Source organism: Vibrio vulnificus NBRC 15645 = ATCC 27562 (genome assembly GCF_002224265.1).
In the GTDB taxonomy this organism is placed as follows: Bacteria; Pseudomonadota; Gammaproteobacteria; order Enterobacterales; family Vibrionaceae; genus Vibrio; species Vibrio vulnificus.
Genome location: NZ_CP012882.1, coordinates 119,896 through 137,215, shown reverse-complemented (window position 1 = coordinate 137,215; position 17,320 = coordinate 119,896). Strand labels below are relative to the sequence as shown.

At 47.4% G+C, this 17,320-nt stretch carries 17 protein-coding genes; 8 read left to right on the top strand and 9 right to left on the bottom strand.

Going from position 1 to position 17,320, the window contains the following annotated elements; translation table 11 throughout:
- The first annotated feature begins 161 nt into the window (after positions 1–161).
- Complete coding sequence (locus AOT11_RS16415) at positions 162–1,361, top strand: DUF3103 domain-containing protein (protein ID WP_026050403.1); 1,200 nt, start codon at positions 162–164, stop codon at positions 1,359–1,361.
- 248 nt (positions 1,362–1,609) lie between these two features.
- On the opposite strand, the gene AOT11_RS16410 is transcribed toward AOT11_RS16415, so the two are convergent.
- Together AOT11_RS16410 and AOT11_RS16405 are read right to left on the bottom strand one after the other, a co-directional pair.
- A complete protein-coding gene (locus AOT11_RS16410; RefSeq protein ID WP_017420084.1) occupies positions 1,610–1,930 on the bottom strand; it encodes a heavy metal-binding domain-containing protein in 321 nt (106 codons plus the stop codon).
- Positions 1,931–2,032: 102 nt separating this feature from the next.
- Positions 2,033–2,923 (bottom strand): LysR substrate-binding domain-containing protein, encoded by an 891-nt coding sequence (locus AOT11_RS16405; RefSeq protein ID WP_017420085.1) that lies wholly within the window; start codon positions 2,921–2,923, stop codon positions 2,033–2,035.
- A gap of 90 nt (positions 2,924–3,013) precedes the next feature.
- On the opposite strand from AOT11_RS16405, the gene AOT11_RS16400 reads away from it, so the two are divergent.
- Entirely contained in the window at positions 3,014–3,937 is a 924-nt protein-coding gene (locus AOT11_RS16400; protein WP_017420086.1) for a DMT family transporter, read from the top strand.
- Positions 3,938–3,939: 2 nt separating this feature from the next.
- Here the strand turns inward: AOT11_RS16400 and AOT11_RS16395 are convergent, their stop codons facing one another.
- Complete coding sequence (locus tag AOT11_RS16395; protein WP_026050402.1) at positions 3,940–6,819, bottom strand: HD domain-containing phosphohydrolase; 2,880 nt, start codon at positions 6,817–6,819, stop codon at positions 3,940–3,942.
- Positions 6,820–7,011: 192 nt separating this feature from the next.
- On the opposite strand from AOT11_RS16395, the gene AOT11_RS16390 reads away from it, so the two are divergent.
- The 3 genes from AOT11_RS16390 (at position 7,012) to AOT11_RS16380 (ending at position 8,771) form a co-directional block, all read left to right on the top strand.
- Positions 7,012–7,452 (top strand): SRPBCC family protein, encoded by a 441-nt coding sequence (locus AOT11_RS16390; RefSeq protein WP_017420088.1) that lies wholly within the window; start codon positions 7,012–7,014, stop codon positions 7,450–7,452.
- A gap of 82 nt (positions 7,453–7,534) precedes the next feature.
- The gene (locus AOT11_RS16385) at positions 7,535–8,284 is read left to right on the top strand and encodes a phosphatase (RefSeq protein ID WP_017420089.1); all 750 of its coding nucleotides are present in this window, start codon (positions 7,535–7,537) and stop codon (positions 8,282–8,284) included.
- Positions 8,285–8,369: 85 nt separating this feature from the next.
- Positions 8,370–8,771 (top strand): cytochrome b562, encoded by a 402-nt coding sequence (locus AOT11_RS16380; RefSeq protein ID WP_017420090.1) that lies wholly within the window; start codon positions 8,370–8,372, stop codon positions 8,769–8,771.
- Positions 8,772–8,943: 172 nt separating this feature from the next.
- Here AOT11_RS16380 and sodC read toward each other — a convergent pair whose 3' ends face one another.
- The 3 genes from sodC to katE1 all read right to left on the bottom strand — a co-directional run bounded on the left by sodC (position 8,944) and on the right by katE1 (position 11,599).
- Complete coding sequence (gene sodC / locus AOT11_RS16375) at positions 8,944–9,456, bottom strand: superoxide dismutase family protein (RefSeq protein WP_017420091.1); 513 nt, start codon at positions 9,454–9,456, stop codon at positions 8,944–8,946.
- The gene (locus AOT11_RS16370; RefSeq protein WP_017420092.1) at positions 9,456–9,962 is read right to left on the bottom strand and encodes an ankyrin repeat domain-containing protein; all 507 of its coding nucleotides are present in this window, start codon (positions 9,960–9,962) and stop codon (positions 9,456–9,458) included. Before AOT11_RS16370 ends, sodC begins: the two co-directional genes overlap by 1 nt.
- Positions 9,963–10,054: 92 nt before the next feature.
- Positions 10,055–11,599 (bottom strand): catalase KatE1, encoded by a 1,545-nt coding sequence (katE1, locus tag AOT11_RS16365; protein WP_017420093.1) that lies wholly within the window; start codon positions 11,597–11,599, stop codon positions 10,055–10,057.
- Between the two features lie 330 nt (positions 11,600–11,929).
- Between katE1 and AOT11_RS16355 the strand changes: the two genes are divergently transcribed.
- Both AOT11_RS16355 and AOT11_RS16350 read left to right on the top strand, forming a co-directional pair.
- Positions 11,930–12,286: a hypothetical protein gene (locus tag AOT11_RS16355; protein WP_026050400.1), complete on the top strand. Its 357-nt coding sequence runs from the start codon at positions 11,930–11,932 to the stop codon at positions 12,284–12,286.
- Between the two features lie 107 nt (positions 12,287–12,393).
- Positions 12,394–13,809 carry a PepSY-associated TM helix domain-containing protein gene (locus AOT11_RS16350; protein ID WP_017420096.1) on the top strand — a complete coding sequence of 472 codons (1,416 nt, stop codon included), beginning with the start codon at positions 12,394–12,396 and terminating at the stop codon, positions 13,807–13,809.
- 195 nt (positions 13,810–14,004) lie between these two features.
- Here AOT11_RS16350 and gloA2 read toward each other — a convergent pair whose 3' ends face one another.
- Complete coding sequence (gene gloA2 / locus AOT11_RS16345; RefSeq protein ID WP_026050399.1) at positions 14,005–14,388, bottom strand: SMU1112c/YaeR family gloxylase I-like metalloprotein; 384 nt, start codon at positions 14,386–14,388, stop codon at positions 14,005–14,007.
- Entirely contained in the window at positions 14,388–15,299 is a 912-nt protein-coding gene (locus AOT11_RS16340; RefSeq protein ID WP_026050398.1) for a LysR family transcriptional regulator, read from the bottom strand. Before AOT11_RS16340 ends, gloA2 begins: the two co-directional genes overlap by 1 nt.
- Before the next feature lie 307 nt (positions 15,300–15,606).
- Between AOT11_RS16340 and AOT11_RS16335 the strand changes: the two genes are divergently transcribed.
- On the top strand, positions 15,607–16,848 hold the full coding sequence (locus AOT11_RS16335; RefSeq protein ID WP_017420099.1) for an MDR family MFS transporter: 1,242 nt from the start codon (positions 15,607–15,609) through the stop codon (positions 16,846–16,848).
- A gap of 122 nt (positions 16,849–16,970) precedes the next feature.
- Here AOT11_RS16335 and AOT11_RS16330 read toward each other — a convergent pair whose 3' ends face one another.
- Positions 16,971–17,318: a hypothetical protein gene (locus tag AOT11_RS16330; RefSeq protein WP_017420100.1), complete on the bottom strand. Its 348-nt coding sequence runs from the start codon at positions 17,316–17,318 to the stop codon at positions 16,971–16,973.
- Positions 17,319–17,320: the final 2 nt, after the last annotated feature.

The window sequence follows — 17,320 nt, the reverse complement described above, 5'->3', positions numbered from 1 at the left end:
ATAAATCTACTTTATCAATTCCTTATGTGAAATTTGATCCTGTGGGCAGAGTTTATACAATTTTATAAAAGCGAATTGAATGAGTGGTGTTCGGTGGTATTTTGGATATGAATGGAGCAATAGCTCTATTTGTATCCAATCAAATCATAGAAGGACACCAGATGAAAAAGAAAATAATACTGTCCGCACTCTGTACTTTAGCGCTTGTTGGCTGCCAGTCTGAAGAGACAAAAGTGACCAACATCTCTAATGAGAAAGCGGAAGATATCGTCAATACCAAACGTGAGCTTGCCAAGCAACTGGGTGAAAACTATAGCTCGGTTGAATCCACGCTTCGTCAAAACATCAACGCTCAGCAACTCAATGTTCCCATTTCCACTTTGGTTGAGCAGAAACCACAGGCGCAAATGAGCCGACGTTTCGTTCAAGCCGATGAGCAAATTCGAACTTGGAAAGGCGTGAGTGAGTACACCGACGAACTGCTTGAAGTTCGCCTTGCCAATGAAGCGATGCTCGCGGCTTGGCAGAAAGGGGATGTTTCACCATTGTTCGCTTTTGAACCAAGTGGTGATGATGAGCTTTGGCAGTACATTGAAGCTTTTGATGTCAACGGTCAGATCCACCAATTGGATGTTTACAACATGCCTGATGTGCCAGTCATTGTTGTCGATAACAACAGTACAAAAGAGCTTAAAGCAGGCCTACAAGCCATGCAGGCGGAGATGAAACGCTTAGGCCAACTAACGCAGATCCAGCCTTATGTGGTGGAAAAAGAACGCAATGCAGCCCCTCGCATGGCACCGCAGTATAGCCTTTCGGCAGAAACGACCGCGCCAATCCAAACCACACAACTGAAGAAAATCCGCTTATCTGATGACCAAGAACCTTGGATCTCAGGCAAAGCAGAGATCTATGCCATTGTGACGGGGGTGAATCCGAGTCGAGATGAGCCAGCGTTGGATCTTGTGGAGATGCCTTATCTGGATTATGACAACAAAGATTATTACCCTAATCAAATTGTGATCCATTGGTCCCGCTATCGCTGGGGGGCCGCGGATATGGTGCTGATGGAACAAGATGATGGCACGGACTACAAACAGCTAGCTAAGTTGCTGGTTCAGGTGGCAGAAGAAGTGTTGAAAGCGATTCCGGATCCAGAAGTTCAGGCGTACGCTATCATCCCGCAGATCACCAATAAAATTATTGATGCGATCCCTGATGGCGTTTTAACCAACGATGACGACTTTGTTGACGTGTACTATACGCTCATGCAAGACACTTCATACGTGGATCACCCAGGTGCCGGGGTCAATGCGGTGGTGACATTGGAGCCATTGACGATTAATCCAACACGTCCGTAGTTCTTAGGTAAGAAAATCTTAGGTTAAAAAAGTAAAAAGGCCGAGTTCATTTGAACTCGGCCAATTCCAGACGCGCAAGCGAAAGCGTCGTAAATCTGCATCACATTGGATATGCATGCAATTTAAAAGCTTTTTTCTTTAGGTGTAAATACTTTAAGACAAGCTTTCATAATAATTTCATATTTCCTGAACTAAAGTCTTAGTTCTTATGCATAAAAATAGCGCATTGGATGCGCTATTATGAATTTCTATTCTATAACGACGGCCGTACCACTGGCTGAAACCATCAGCATGCCATTGCTCTGTCCCAAGACTTCATAGTCGATATCAACACCGACGATCGCATTGGCACCCAACTCGCGTGCCTTTTGTTCCAGCTCTTGAAAAGAAATGGTTCTTGCTCTTTCCAATTCACGTTCATATGTACCAGAACGTCCACCAACCATGTCTCGAATTCCGGCGAAGAGATCTTTAAACAGGTTCGCACCCAAAATAGCTTCTCCTGCAATAACGCCTTTGTAAGCGATGATTTTTTTGCCTTCGATATGTTGAGTCGTTGTTACGATCATATTGGTCACCCTCTTTTGGTTAAAAATGCAATGTAAAGTATTCACTGAGGGAATGGATTTAATCTAACTTGCGTCTTGACGCATGGCAAGCATGAATTTTTCTCATTTTGGTATGAAGTCATTCCTGATCCAATTGCGCAGCGTTAAAACACTTTCGTTTTTGAGTTTGCTAGGATGGCACACCCAATAGAAAGCGAGATCAGGATTCACTACACTCGTGCCGACTTGCGTGAGCAGCCCGGCATCAATGTCATCTTTGACGAACAGTTTATGGGTCACTAGTACACCCAGTCGTCGTATGGTTGCTTGAACCGCCTGAACCGAAACTAAAAACTGCAAGTGCTTATCGGTTTTAGGTAGTGGGAACTGCTGCGCCTGGCACCAAATATCCCAATCGTTTTTTCTCCGCTCATTCGTTACGGTGATGATGCGCGATTGGGTCAGCAGCTCGGGCACAGAAGGTTGATGAGCAAGTAACTCTGGGCTACAAACCAGAATCAGTTCATCGTCACTGAGTTTTTCACAGTAGTAATCTTGCCATTCATCAGGGCTACCATGAACCAGTGCTACGTCGACTCCTTGTTGCTCAAGATGAAAAATGCCCGTCAAATTGGAGAGCCGAACATCCAGGTTTGGCGCAAATTGTTGTAAGTCATCCAAACGTGGGATCCACCAGTGCAGAGCGAGGGAGTTCACCATGTTGAGAGTTATTCGTCCTATGTCATTGGACTGCGCCAACTCTTCGGTTGCTTTTACAATCTGTTCTAGTGCTGGCGCGACTTGTTTGTAATATTTCTTACCATGATTGTTTAAGCGAACGTGTCGGCCCACTCTTTCAAACAGTGGCCGATTGACCTGAGTTTCTAGTGATTTGACCGCTTGGCTGATTGCAGAATGGCTAACATGAAGCAGACTGGCCGCTTCGGTCATACTGCCCGTTTCTGCCACCGCCACAAAAGCATAGAGAGATTTGAGTGGTACTTGTTTTCTCATGTTAGTTTACCTTACAGATATGGTCAGTATTACTCGCTATTTTTACCCCGCATATCCGCCTAAAATGAGCGGGTACTGAGGAGTAGTGAAATGCACACATTAGACAAATCTATCTTGTATATGCTCCTGTCGACATTGAGTTTATCGGTGACAGGTCTGATTTCCAAATATTTAGTCGATATTGTTCCTATCGAATGGTTTAGCTTTTTACGCTTTGCCTTGCCAGCCGTTTTACTATTGGCTCTATTAAGAATAACTAAAATAAAAATACCCAATAAGGCGGAAATGAAACCCTTGCTCGGCCGCGCGCTGTGTATCGCCCTCTGCCAACTCTTTTTCCTTTGGTCGCTTCAACATCTGAGTTTGGTGGAAAGCGTGGTGCTCTTTGCTACTGGCCCATTGTTTATGCCGTTGCTTGAGCGTCTCTTTTTCAAAACCAGTGTGTCGAAATTGACGATAGCGGCGTTGGTGGCGACGTTTGTCGGCGTAATATTATTGGCAGGGAAAGAAGGGGAGTTCTCATTAAGGCTCGAATTGCTGGCGGGTTTGGCAGGGGGAGTGTTCAACTCGGGATCTCAACTGACGCTCTATCGAGCCAGTAAGAGTGCGCTGTCACCCAAGGAGATTAACTTCTGGACATTCAGCTTGGCCGCCTTGTTGCTCCTGCCTGTTTTGGTGTTTGTCGATATCGCAGCGTCAGAGGCAACAGCAACGTTGCAAACTTGGCTCAGTTTGCCAGTGGCTATCGCTTTGCTGACGATTTCTTGTTTGATCATCAATACCCAAGTGAACAGAGCTAAAGCGTACCGGCTAGCGAACAGCGGCTCTCAGTTAGCCCCATTGATTTTTACCAATTTACTGTTTACCTCGGCTTGGCAATGGCTGTTTTTTGATGAGTCGTTTTCTCTTTGGCAAATCACCGGTTTGGGATTGATCATTTTCGCCACCATGCTCAACGTACTTTGGCCGATGATCATGTCGCGTCCTCCGTTTCTAAAACAGAGGCAGGCGTAATATCAGAACTGGTTGCGCATGTAGTTTTTCACCCGCTCAATGTGCGACTCTCGGTCTATCTCAGACAACTGGCTGCGGTTAACAAATGCGCTGGCGTATTTCTGGTCCACTTTTTGGATTAAGAACAAGAGATAGATCTTAGGATCAATATGCCCTGATGTTGCCATATTGGTCATGATCTCCAGCGATTCTGCTAATGTCTTGCCTTTCTTGTAAGGGCGATCCGCAGAGGTGAGCGCTTCAAAGACATCCGCAATGGCCATAATACGTGCGGGTACGGAGAGCTCTTCCTCATGAAGACCGAGTGGGTAGCCTTTACCATCCATTCGCTCATGGTGCCCCCCGGCGATTTCAGGGATGTTTTTTAAATGCTCAGGGTAAGGTAGGCGATTAAGCATAATTTGCGTCTGGATGATGTGATCATTAATGATAAAGCGCTCTTCATCCGTGAGCGTGCCGTAGCGAACCGTCAGGTTATGCAGCTCGCCACGATCGTACTTGTACGCTCCCGGCTTGAGTACATACGCTTGCTGCCAGTGTTGGCTTGGGTGGAATCCTGCTTCCCATGGCACTTTGTGCACATCTTTATCTGCCAGCAGTGGCTCCATCACGGGTAATTCAGGTTTGTTGCGGTGCCGTTGCTGTTCAATCCAAGAAACACCCAGTTGATCATCAAGCGTTCGCTTCCACTGGCGATTGGCAATTGTGTTGAGTTTTTCAATGTCCGCTTCGGCCATTGACTCACCCCCCGCATTACAGCGGGCCACAAAAGCAAATTCGTCATCCAACTGACGATGGAGCATGGTGAGGTGTGCTTTTGCCGCATCGGGATCTTCCCCTTGGCTGCGTGCACGCCAATAGTCCACTTCCCCTTGCAGTTTGAGCAATTCAAAACGCATACGAACTTCATGAATGCGATCGTAAATGGTTTCCAGTTTTGTTGCTTTATCCACCACGTATTCTGGTGTGGTGACCTTGCCACAGTCGTGCATCCATGCCGCGAGTCTGATTTCTTCCCATTGTTTGGCATTCACTTTAAAGCTAGGGAAGTATTTGTTGTCTTTCTCCACCACTTCCGTCAGCCAAGTCACTAACTGTGGAACGCGTTGACAATGCCCGCCAGTGTAGGGCGATTTGGTATCGATCGCAGAGGCAATGAGCTCGATGAAGGCGTTGAGCATCTCTTTTTGTTGCTGCATTTGGTCAATATTGTCTTTGGCGATTTCGGCAAAACTGAGTAGCTCACGCAAGAATGCGTGCTTGGCGAGCTCTGTTTCACTGGGTGGGCGCTCATAGCCCACAGTGACAATGCCGACCAATTGTTTTTCACGATTAAGGAGCGGAAAAAGAAAAATATCTGAGTTAAAAATCGTGTCCTGATGACGTTTTAACGCATTGGTGGAGCGATCAAGGTGGATGGTATCGCCCTCCTTGAGTTGTGCCATCAACCAAGGGGTTTCATTAACGAAATCATTGATGTCGACCTTAAATGGGATGATGGCGTGATTGGCGGCCAAAATCAGCTTTTTCTCTTCTTCCGACTGAATGTAGAGCAAGATGGTTTCAGCTTTGGTCACCAAATACGCTTGGTGCGCAATGGTTTTGGCTAACACTTCAAACTCTTGGTTACCAGCGGTATCACGCAATAATCGCAATAAATCGTGCAGTGTGTGTTCCATCAATTCAATGGAGCTGGTGAGGTTAGAGACCTCTTTGATCATGCTCTGAGGATAACGTGTTTTCTTAAAGTTAAAGCGTGCGATGTTGTCTGTCAGATACACAAGATTGATAAGGGGCTTTGAAAGCCGATTGGCCACTAGCCACACCACACAAAAACAGATGGCAAGTAGAAGAATCGCCGTGAGCACTTGTTTGTCACGCATCGAGAGCAGATCCGCCAAGATCTCATCGGTGGGTGAGGCTTCCGCCAGTGAAAGCTGCACTTTGTCAGTGAGAAAAACCGGCGTCATGGTGATTGACCAATCCAAGCCGTTGAAGGTGGCGGTTTCAAATAGGGTGGTCGGGTAGCCAACCTTTGCGAGCAGCGAGGCAAAAATACTGGTTTTAAGCACTTGTTGCTGTTCGCTGACATCGGCTTGAATGTCTATGCCAACTTGGTGCTGCGCCAGTAAACGTCCCTCTTTATCGAGCAAGGCAAGGCGAGTTCGATCTGAATAAGCGAGCTGTTCAAGCTGGTTTGATAAGGTGGCCAAAGTGAAGTCGGCTCCCACCACGTATTGCCCATTCACCGAGCGTCGAGAAAGCGTCACCCCGTTGGTTTTTAGAAAGTAAAAAAAATATGGCTCTGTCAGTCTGATCTCGCCGTCCATTTCGGCGTTGATAAACCAAGGTCTCACTCGAGGATCAAATGTGTTGTCATTGGTCTTTTTGTAGTCCATTCGTTCAAACTGGCTGTCGAGAAAGATGAACTCGTTGGTGCCATCCACATGGGTATTATTAATCAGGAAAAGCGCGTTCGCTGGAGCGGAAAAACTTTGGCGGATGGTGGGCGAATTCAGCATACGATATTGGGTGAAAGTCCCGCTTTCAGATGCGTGATACAGTGCGACCAAATTGGGATTTTCTTCAAAAATATGGGCCAGAGCGCTTAACCACGGTTTTAGCTTGTTCTCATTGTTGTATTCATCAAGAAAAGCACTCACAGCCATAAAATCCAACGTGGTTAAAATTGGACCAACAGAGGTTTGAAACGCCGATTCCAGTTTGTGAGCGTGCTCGTTACTCAACCCTTCGGCACTTTTGGTCAACAAGGTTTGCGAGTGGTTGTAGCTGATGGTGATCAGAACAATACCAACAACCGTTGTCAGCACTAAAAACAGACTCGTGATATGAATACTCAGCGGGTAACGTTGTTTCTTCATGAGCGCTCCAGGTTCGCGTCTTCGTTTCAATCCTTGTCACCAAACAACTACTCGGTGTTGTGGGCGAAATCGAGAGATCGCGCCTACTTTGGATAAGTATTGTCGAAATTATGCCGCTTGCCAAAAAATAACTGGTTGATTTTTAGCCTGTATAGGCTAGCGTGTTAACTAAACAAGCAGGGAGGCTAGAGTATGCTGACATTGAATTATCATGTTGAAATCGACGCGACACCGGAGAAAGTGTGGCAAGTGCTGACGGATCTGGAACTGTATAAACAGTGGGCGAAAGCGTTTTCTCCTCACTCGCAATTTGACGGCGTCTGGCAAGAAGGGGAAGACATCAAGTTCTTTGACCCAGACATGGGAGGCACGCGTGCGGTGATTGACGCGATTGAACCGCAGCAGCGGATCGAACTTCATCATGTTGCCATCTTTAACCCAGAACATGTTCAAGACATAGACAGCGATGTTGCCATGAAATGGATTGGTTCGACGGAAAGCTACCAACTTCGCCCTAAAGATGGAAAACTGCTGTTGATGGTGACGATCACCACGCACAGCGATTTTGTTTCCATGTTCAATCATGGTTGGGAAAAGGCGCTGCCCCTGATAAAAGCGCTGAGTGAAGAGTAAACTTATTTCACATCAGATCGTTGCACTACGAAGTGTCGTACAATGTCGACGTCAATCCGATTAAGTGAATTAGAGAAGTGAAATGGAACTGAAGATCGACACGCACAGTCATACTTATGCGAGTGGCCACGCCTATAGCACGCTGATTGAAAATGCGCGTAGCGCAAAAGAAAACGGCTTGGCCATGTTTTGTACCACTGACCACGCAGAATCCATGCCAGGCGCGCCTCACTATTGGTTTTTCGCCAACCAGCGTGTATTGCCTCGTTTCCTCGAAGGCGTGGCGATTTTACGTGGCGTGGAAGCCAATATTCTCAATACCGAAGGCGAGATTGATCTCCCTCTTAGCGTGGACCCCAACTTGGATTGGGCGATCGCCAGTTTCCACGAGCCTGTTTTTGCGCCGTCCAACAAAGAAGCGCACACCCAAGCATTGCTCAATGTGATTCAAGGTGGCCGAATCGATGCGTTGGGGCATTTAGGTAACCCTCATTTTGACTTTGATTTCCATGCCGTACTTCACTGTGCCAAAGAGCATAACGTGGCCATCGAGATCAATAACTCCACTCTGAAAGGGCACAGCCGAGTCGGCAGTGTGGAGCGTTGCTACGAGATTGCACGCGTAGGCAAAGCACTTGGCGCCTATTTTACCACGGGCAGTGATGCTCATTTCTGTCAGGATGTTGGCAAGTTAGATCTTGCTAGCGAGCTACTGGACTCTGTCGGTATTGATTCACATCGTGTGATTACACATAGCCCATCGCAATTTCTCGATTTTCTTGAGTTAAGGGGCAGGGGGCCTATCGACGAGTTGGCGTCATTACGTCAGTGATCTTTACAATTTCTTTACCCTATTTTCAGACTTCATAGAGTACACTTACTGCGGAAAAATAAAGACAACAAAACTCGGAGAAGTAATGAAGTTAAGTAAAGTATTGTTAGGCTCAGCATTGGTGATGGTCTCTTTTACTGGGTTTGCCAACCAAGAAAGCAAAGTGGATTTAAAAGCCAACATGAAAGAGATGAAGTTGGAATTTCGTCAAGCTGCGGAAGCTCAGGATATTGAGTCTATGCAAGCGGCTGTCAACCAATTGCGCTCGCTGGTGGCAAACTCAAAAACCGGCGAATACGCACCGGAGAAAAACGACTTGTATCATGAAGGCTTTAACAAGCTGACAGTGGCGCTTGATAAAGTGAATGGTGAGCTTGAACAGGGAAATCTTGAGGCTGCCAAGCAAGCTCTGGTTGAAGTGGATGAGTTGCGTAAAGAGTACCACGAGAAGAAGAAAACCAGCATTTGGGGCAAATTGTTTGGTTAAGCCAATCTGCTAACCTCGATGCTGAGTAAGTAAGCACAGCGCTTACAATAATGTGAATTCGTTTTGGCAATAAAAGCCGCCTGACTACTCAAAGGCGGCTTTGTTGTTTTGGCTCCTAAGATTCCCTGAGCCTAGAAGAATCGAAGAGCCATGTTGGGAGGCTAAGGCTGGGTTAGTTGATCACACCACAGACAATTCTCGCACCGCCGCCGCCCAGCGGCATTGGGTGATCTGAGTGATTGTCAGCCCCAGCATGGATCATCAGAGCGCGGCCTTGGACATCTTTTAACGCAACACGAGGGGCAAGCACTGGCTGTGACGCGTTGCCTGATGCATCAACAAACAGTGCAGGTAGATCGCCAAGGTGATTGTCGTCAGTCCATGGATAGCCGTGTTTGCCACTATTCTGCGGGTCATAGTGCCCACCAGCCGCCCCTCCTAATACCACTTTGCCGTCTTTGTTGCTGCTCTCACAGCTTCCATTGGCGTGGAGGTGAAAACCGTGCAGGCCACTAGGTAGCCCTTTGAGATTAGGAGTCAACACCGTTCCGTAGTCACTTGAAGTGATGGTCACGGTGCCGAGTGTTTGATTGCTGGATAAGTCCTTCATCTCAACGCTCAAACTCTGCGCAAATGAAGAGGTCGAATAAAGCAAAACGGCAGCAAGTAAGGTGTGTTTATTCATTATTTTCCTCCAGAGGAAATAGATGTTATAGGTTGTTGTTTCGCTAGCGATTTTAGTACTTCAGATTGACCGTATATTTCGGCAAATTGTTTCAAATCCAGTCCCGCTTTGTTGAGCAAATCGCTGGGGCAGTCTGCTTGATAAAGATCCTTAGCGATACCAATTTCACGTTTGAGTAACGCCCCCATCAGCGCGGTATTGCCTCTCTTATCCTGTAAACAAGCATTGGCACCCCTTGCCAACAACAGTTGAACAATCTCTCGTTGGCCTTGATAGGCTGCGACCATCAAGGCGGTATAGCTTTGGTAATTCCTTTGGTTAATCGGAAAACCGGCATCCAAAAACTCATTGATGACTTCGCCATTACCTATTCTAGTGGCATCAAAAAATAAACCGATGAGGGATTGATAAAGATCTTCTTGAACTGTGTCAGTTTCGCTCGAAATCGCAAAGATGGAATAAATCGTCACTGAGCAAAACAAAATAATGTGAGTAAATCGCTTCATTGGTGGTCTCTCCATTGAGCAAATTTGGCCCATAGAAGCCCTGTTTTTCGGGGCAGAAAAGAGCAGAATTTTCTTCTATGGGCCAAAACTTTTTACATCGACGCCAGTTTAGTGACTTGTTTTAGATTGACGTCAGTCGCTTTGGCGAGACGAGTGCCATACTCTTTGTCTGCACGGTAGAAGTAGCTCACCATGATGGCTTTGACTTCGGCATCGTTTACCTTGTTTAAATCGCCAGACAGGTTGTGAATTAAGTCCGTCTTGTCTTGTTCGCTCAAGCTGCGGTAAAGCACGCCGGCTTGGAAGAAATCTCGCGGATTGCGGATTGCCTGCTGTTGAACATGGCCAGAAAGTGGCGTTTCTACTGCTCTCGCTTGTTTATCCACGGTCAGATTAACCAAACGGCTCGGCTCGTAATTCACGTCTAAGCTATCCACATTTCTTAAACCCGTCGCATCGCTTAAACCAGTAGAGTTGGTGCTTGGGCCATCTTGGTTGTGATTGGCCACTGGGCTTTTCGGGCTGTTGACGGGCAACTGGAACAAGTTGGCACCGAGGCGATACAACTGCGTATCGGCATAAGCAAACAAGCGGCCTTGAAGCAGACGATCTTCCGAAGGCTCAATACCAGGAATAATATTGGATGGCGCAAAGGCAGATTGTTCTGTCTCTAAAAAGAAATTATCGGGTACACGATTGAGCGTCATGGTGCCAACCTTTTTCTCAGGCACATCCAACCAAACCTTGGTGGCGTCTAGACCGTTGTAATCGAGTTTTGATAACGCTTTTGGAGAAAGCACTTTGACGTAAAGATCCCACTTCGGAAAGTTCCCCGCGTTAATCTGTGTATAGAGATCGTTAGTCAGGTGATTGAAATCTTCCCCTTGCACTCTGGTCACTTCCGCCGGGCGTAAACTCTTCACACCTTGTTGGCTCTTCCAGTGAAACTTAACGTAGTTCACTTCGCCTTTTTGGTTGATCCATTTGTACGCGTGCACACCAAAGCCATCCATCGTGCGGTAGCTCGCTGGGGTGCCTAAATTGGTGTAAACCCAAGTCAGCATATTGGTTGCGCTTGGTTGGCTACTGAAAAAATCAAAAAAACGATTCGGATCTTGAAGATTGGTGACCGGAGACGGTTTTAATGAATGCACCATGTCAGGGAACTTGATCGAGTCACGAATAAAAAAGACGGGTAGGTTGTTGCCAACAAGATCCCAGTTGCCTTGTTCGGTATAAAATTTTGTCGCAAATCCACGTGGATCACGCAGAGTTTCTGGTGAACCTTTGGAATGAATCACAGTAGAAAAACGCACAAACACAGGGGTTACTTTTCCTGATTGAGCAAAAGGAGAAGAAAGAGTTAAATCACTGAAATCACCAGATGCGACGAATTCACCATGCGCACCTGTACCGCGAGCATGCACTACGCGCTCAGGAATACGTTCTCTGGCAAAACGCTGAAGTTTTTGGATCAGGTGAACGTCTTGCAGCAATACGCTGCCGTTTTCCCCTGCGGTTATCGAATTCTGGTTGTCACCAACGGGTGCACCATTGTCACGAGTAAGCGTTTGAGCGTGTACCGAAATACTCGCCAAACCCATCGAAATTAATAAAAAGCTTTTTGACATATGCATGGTTGCTCTCCAATGCGTTGCACCAACTTACTTGTCTATTTATGCCAAGTTGGTTATCAAAAGCTCTTTTCTGCCCACGGGAAATATATCCCTATAAACCGCATTTGTTTAATGGGAATTATCGATAGATTTAATAGATAAAAACGATGTAAATCCAATTGCTTAGCTGTTATGGAAGCAAGATCAAACTTAAAAGGGAGGAGCATCGTGATGAGAACCGTAACCCAATGCGTGATTTCTTGTGATAAACGAATCACTTATTCACCTCCCTTTTGCAAGGATTAACGCTTTGCTATAACATTTCGAGCAAATTGTTACATAACGGTTATGATGCGTTTATCTTCTTTCCATCGTTCAATGCTCGTGGCAACCGCGTTAAGCTGGGTATTAGTCACGTTAATGCCTGTTATCAATGCTCATGGTAGCAGCGCAGGCGTATGGGCGACGCTTTGTACCGTTAATGGCTTTGAACTGGTTCAAATAAAAGAAGGCGAAGAGGTGCCCACTCACAGTGGTAAGCCTTGTCCCTTTAGCCATTTTTCTACCTTCCATCAAGATTCGCTTCCAACTGCACTTGCTCTTACACGACAGAGCTTGGTTATTTCAGACCGCTACACTTTTTTGGCTCTAAGTGTACGATTTGAAAGACAAGTTCCTCGCGCGCCACCTTTCACGACGCTGACTTAATACAAAATCTAAAACAACACTCATTTAAGTAAAGTCAACACGCTCAAGATGCACTGTTTCCGCTTCGGTCACGGTGTTTTTTAGCGTTCGCAAAAGGAATTTATAAAATGTTGAGCGATCACTCTAAGACCGCCAAGCCCAGCTCGCGTGCAAAATCTCGTTACTTCCTCACCTGGCGTTGGCATTTTTATGCCGGGCTATTTGTTATCCCCTTTATGCTGATGCTCAGTGTCACTGGGCTTGTGATGCTATTTGATGATGAAATCGAATTGGCTCGCTATCAATCCATTCTTCAAGTTACGCCTCAACATCATGAGGTATTGCCATCGCTTCAGCTGGCCAATGTGCAAGCGCGTTATCCAGAGGGCACCATTAGCCAATTTGTGCCGGCGAAACAGGCCGATTTAGCCAACCGTTTTAACGTCAAGTTTGCCGACGGCACCTCACGTTTTGTTACGGTGGATCCCTACACTGGCGCAGTGCTTGGCACGATTGACCGCAGCGACAGTTGGTACCAATTGGCGAATGATATTCACGGCGAGCTGCTGATGGGTGAGTATGGCGATTACCTCATCGAAGTGGCGGCCAGTTTGTCGATTTTGTTGCTGGTGACGGGGATTTACTTGTGGTGGCCACGAGATAACGCTAGCCGTGCGGGCTTTTTGCGCGTGCGTTTGCACTCAGGCAAGCGCGTGATGATGCGAGATCTGCACGCCAATCTAGGTGGGCTAACCAGCATTATTCTGCTCTTTTTCTTGCTTTCAGGCTTGGCGTGGGCAGGGATTTGGGGAGGCAAGTTTGTGCAACCTTGGAGTAGCTTCCCCGCGCAGAAATGGGACGATGTGCCGCTTTCTACCCTCACACACCAAGATCTTAACCATGGCAGTGAAGAAGAAATGCCGTGGAATTTGGAACAAACGCCACTGCCTGTCTCTCACGATCACAGCAAAATGGCAGATTCAGCGCATCACTCCATGATGGAAAACATCGGTATTGATGCCATGGTGAACAAAGCGCGTGAGTTAGGGTTTACCCATTACAAACTCAATTTTCCTCGCTCAGACACAGGCGTCTTTACCCTTTCTGCCAACACCATGAGCGGCGACATTATCGACCCGACGCAGGATCGCACCAGCCATTTTGATCAATACAGCGGTGCGATCTTGGCCGATGTGACATGGAAAGATTACAACCTCGTCGCCAAAGCCATGGCGGCAGGGATTGCGCTGCACCAAGGAGACATCAGTGTGTTCAATAAAGTGGCCAACGCGCTATTGTGTTTGGCCTTTGTGGTGATTGCCGTGACAGGGGGAATCATGTGGTGGCTTCGTCGTCCTGTTGGTCAGGGTAAGCTGGGCGTGCCCGCAAAATTTGCCAGCGATGGCGTGTGGAAAACAGCGTTGGTGACGCTCGTGGTGATCGGCGTGCTCTTCCCGCTGGCGGGTGCAAGCATTGCGGTGGCGTTGCTGCTCGATTGGCTGCTGTTTAATCGTGTTGAACGTTTGAAAGCCGTGTTTAGTTAGGCGTTAAGCTCAGCGATTTGAATCGAGCCATTTTTTTAAATAGAGAGGTTTAAATAGAGAGGTTTAAATGCGCGTTTGAAGAGATCGCAGAACACGTTCTGAGGTGATTTGGGTACTCTCACCCAAATCACTTTGGTTAGCGTGATAACGCTATCGTTGGTAAAGCTATCGTTGGTAAAGCTATCGTTAGTAAAGCTACTGTTGGTACAGCTCCAACGGCAGGCCATCGGGGTCGGCGAAAAAGGTGTACGGTTTACCAGTAAACTCGTCGATCCGAATCGGCTCGACCAGCACATCGTGGCTTTCTAAATAGTGTTTCATCTGCACAATGTCTTCCACCACAAACGCCAAATGTCTTAACCCTTGCGCCTCCGGGAAACTGGGCCGCTCTGGCGCATTGGGAAAACTAAACAGTTCGATCTGCGTACCACAAGGCAGCGCCAGATCGAGCTTATAAGAATCTCGTGCTTCGCGGTAATTTTCTGCAATGATCGTCAGCCCTAACAGTTCACTGTAGAACTGCTTTGAGCGAGGGTAGTCGGAGCAAATAATCGCGACATGATGAATGGCTTTCAGCATCACAACACCAACTTCTGGTTAATAAAATCGATAAACACGCGCAAACGAGCGGGCATGTATTTGGTTTGCGGATATTGCATGGCAATCGCGCCGTGATAATTACTTTTGATCATCCAATCGTCCAACACCTTGACCACTTCACCGCGTTCAAGCGCATCGCGAATCACAAAATCATGGAAGATGCCGATGCCGAGCCCTTGTTTGACGCCGTTCAGACGCATTTGGGAATGGTTAACGGCATAGCGACCAGAAACAGCCACCGAATAAAACGCCTCATCTTTAAAGAATGACCACAGGTTGTCTTTATCGTTCTCTGCCAAATACAAGCAGTCATGTTCGGTGAGTTCGGTCGGGTGGGTGGGCATGCCGCGCTGCGTGAGGTAATCCGGAGAGGCGCACAAAACCAGATGGGTTTTACTGAGCTCTTTGAGCACCAAATTTTCATCTGGTTTGTCGGTCAGTTTAAACGCCACGTCAATATTGTCGCGAAACAGATCAATCTGGCCGTCTGCGGCGCGCAGTTTGAGTTGGATATTCGGGTACTGCTGCAAAAAGGGCACCACAAAAGGTTGCAGTACGGAGTTCAAAAACGCTTCTGGCGCCGCTACGGTTAAGGCGCCAGCCGGTTCACTGTGGTCAGAGGCAGAAATCTCAATTGCTTGCTGAGCGGCATTCACCATCGCAATGCTTTGGTCATACACTTTTTGCCCCGCCTGAGTGATGAGCAATTTGCGCGTGGTGCGCTCAAACAATTTCACCTGCAATGCCTGTTCTAAGCGGGTGATCAACTTGCTTAACGCGGAAGGGGTCACATCGAGCTTTTTTGCTGCGGCGGTAAAACTGCCCTCATTCACCACCAAGATAAAACTGGCAAGATCGGGCAGGAGGGCGATGAGTTTCGGGTTAACCATGAGAATGCGCTTCTTGTACAACACCATTTGGCTTGGCAGTGTAACAGAAATCCGCCTGTTTTCGCGCGCAACCGCTCACGTTTGTTTGGTTCAAAAAACACATTTCTGGTAGTGCGTTAGCTCGCGGTATAAGAGAGAAAATTAATTTTAACAATGGGGTTACATATTGTGACTTGGCTCTCTATACTGGCCAAATTGTGATCAGCAACCGATTGCGAAAGAGAGCGCTTTCAACGCTTGCGATGGGCACGTTGACACAAACTTAAAAAGAAAAAAACAGAAAAAACGGATGAGAGAGGCTAGGCGTATGGAGAGAGAAAGTTTATTTCAAAGAGAGAGAATAAGGCGTTTTAATTTTTCCATCTGGACGGTGCTCAGTGGGACTTTGCTGGCGCGCACCAGTTATTTCATGGCGTGGCCATTTTTAATTGTTTTCCTATACCAAGATTACAACGCTAGTGCGGCGCAAATTGGCGGCATGCTGGCTGGCTCGGCGATTGTTGGCGCGGTGACGGGGCTCTATTCGGGCTATTTGTCCGATAAGTTTGGCCGCAAGTGGGTGATGGTGAGCGGCAGTTTGGTGGCGTCTGCGGCGTACACAGGCATCGCCTTGGCGGATCAACTGTGGCACTTCTACTTTCTGATGCTGGTGACGGGCCTAATGCGTCCGATGATCGAAGCGCCCGCCAAAGCGGTGATTGGCGATAATCTTGCCAACGTGAAAGACCGCGAACTGGCGCTGAATATTCGTTACTTTTTGCTTAACCTAGGTGGTGCGATTGGCCCGCTGTTGGGGGTGACGATTGGTTTGAGCTCACCGCAACATCTTTTCTACATCACCGGTGTGACGTATTTGCTTTACACCGTGTGGTTGTTTTTTGGCATTGAACGCAAACAGACCTTTACCAAGCCCGATCCCTCTTTGTTGCCTAACTTCCGTGCCACGATGAAGGTGATTAGCCGCGATGCCATCTTTGTGAAATTGATGATTGCCAACTTCTTGATGATGTTTGTCTATGCCCAGTTGGAATCGTCGATCCCACAGGTCATCGTGCGTTCAGATATTACCGATGCGGCAACGCTGGTGGCCGGATTGGTGCTGGTGAACACGTTGACCATCATTATTTTCCAGTTCCCGATGTTGAAATGGCTTGAGCACGTGCCACTCTTTTTGCGTACGCGTATTGGCATGATGTTGATGGCACTGGCACAAATCGGATTTATGCTCACGCCAGCGGATTTACCTTGGGGCTGGGCTCTGGCTTGTTTCGTCATGAGCTTAGGCGAAGTGATTGCCTTCCCAACCTTGAATGTGCAGATTGACCGCTTGGCTCCAGCGCATTTGCGCGGCTCCTATTTTGGCGCATCGGCGCTTTATTCGTTGGGCTTTGCAGTGTCACCATTGGTCGGCGGTATGGTGATCGATTCGCTCAACTCAAACTGGTTATTTGGGCTCTGTTTCGCTCTATGCCTAATGATGATTTGGCTCTACTGGCTTGCAGAAAACAGCCAAGATAATGTGGAAAGAGAACAAGCCATCGCGCAGTGACCCTCTATGACGGGCACAAATATGATAGGCATAATAAATGGCCGCGAACCCTAAACAGTGGCCAACAATAGACGAAACGCCCCAAACTTCTGGGGCGTTTTTGCATGGCTCGTTGCGCTCGATTACTGGGTGTACAGTTGCCTAACAGGCTCTTGCTCGGTGTAGTCTATCCATTCGCTTTGAGCCAGTTGATCCATTTGCTCTTGGCTACCGGACACCACCAACACACGTTGTTTGACCAAGGCATCCACCACTTCGATTTTGAGCGAGCGAAGAAGCTCACGGACCTCGCTCTCTTTGCCTGCTTGATACTTAACAAAGTATCTTGCCGGTTGTTGAGTGGCGAACGCTTCGTTTTGACCATCGACAGGAAACCCCTTGTTATTGGCGAAGGAATACCCTGCGGCAATGGTGAGGGCGAGAATCGTTGTCGTCATCGCGGTCGTTTTTGCGGTGAACTTCTTCATCATGA

Bases quoted from the DNA above. Each gene is read 5' to 3' on its own strand.
- AOT11_RS16370 (WP_017420092.1), bottom strand. From the start codon at position 9,962: ATGAAGCGATTTACTCACATTATTTTGTTTTGCTCAGTGACGATTTAT.
- AOT11_RS16415 (WP_026050403.1), top strand. From the start codon at position 162: ATGAAAAAGAAAATAATACTGTCCGCACTCTGTACTTTAGCGCTTGTT.
- AOT11_RS16380 (WP_017420090.1), top strand. From the start codon at position 8,370: ATGAAGTTAAGTAAAGTATTGTTAGGCTCAGCATTGGTGATGGTCTCT.
- AOT11_RS16385 (WP_017420089.1), top strand. From the start codon at position 7,535: ATGGAACTGAAGATCGACACGCACAGTCATACTTATGCGAGTGGCCAC.
- AOT11_RS16330 (WP_017420100.1), bottom strand. From the start codon at position 17,318: ATGATGAAGAAGTTCACCGCAAAAACGACCGCGATGACGACAACGATT.
- AOT11_RS16405 (WP_017420085.1), bottom strand. From the start codon at position 2,923: ATGAGAAAACAAGTACCACTCAAATCTCTCTATGCTTTTGTGGCGGTG.
- AOT11_RS16390 (WP_017420088.1), top strand. From the start codon at position 7,012: ATGCTGACATTGAATTATCATGTTGAAATCGACGCGACACCGGAGAAA.
- AOT11_RS16400 (WP_017420086.1), top strand. From the start codon at position 3,014: ATGCACACATTAGACAAATCTATCTTGTATATGCTCCTGTCGACATTG.
- AOT11_RS16340 (WP_026050398.1), bottom strand. From the start codon at position 15,299: ATGGTTAACCCGAAACTCATCGCCCTCCTGCCCGATCTTGCCAGTTTT.
- katE1 (WP_017420093.1), bottom strand. From the start codon at position 11,599: ATGCATATGTCAAAAAGCTTTTTATTAATTTCGATGGGTTTGGCGAGT.
- AOT11_RS16410 (WP_017420084.1), bottom strand. From the start codon at position 1,930: ATGATCGTAACAACGACTCAACATATCGAAGGCAAAAAAATCATCGCT.
- gloA2 (WP_026050399.1), bottom strand. From the start codon at position 14,388: ATGCTGAAAGCCATTCATCATGTCGCGATTATTTGCTCCGACTACCCT.
- AOT11_RS16335 (WP_017420099.1), top strand. From the start codon at position 15,607: ATGGAGAGAGAAAGTTTATTTCAAAGAGAGAGAATAAGGCGTTTTAAT.
- AOT11_RS16395 (WP_026050402.1), bottom strand. From the start codon at position 6,819: ATGAAGAAACAACGTTACCCGCTGAGTATTCATATCACGAGTCTGTTT.
- sodC (WP_017420091.1), bottom strand. From the start codon at position 9,456: ATGAATAAACACACCTTACTTGCTGCCGTTTTGCTTTATTCGACCTCT.
- AOT11_RS16355 (WP_026050400.1), top strand. From the start codon at position 11,930: ATGCGTTTATCTTCTTTCCATCGTTCAATGCTCGTGGCAACCGCGTTA.
- AOT11_RS16350 (WP_017420096.1), top strand. From the start codon at position 12,394: ATGTTGAGCGATCACTCTAAGACCGCCAAGCCCAGCTCGCGTGCAAAA.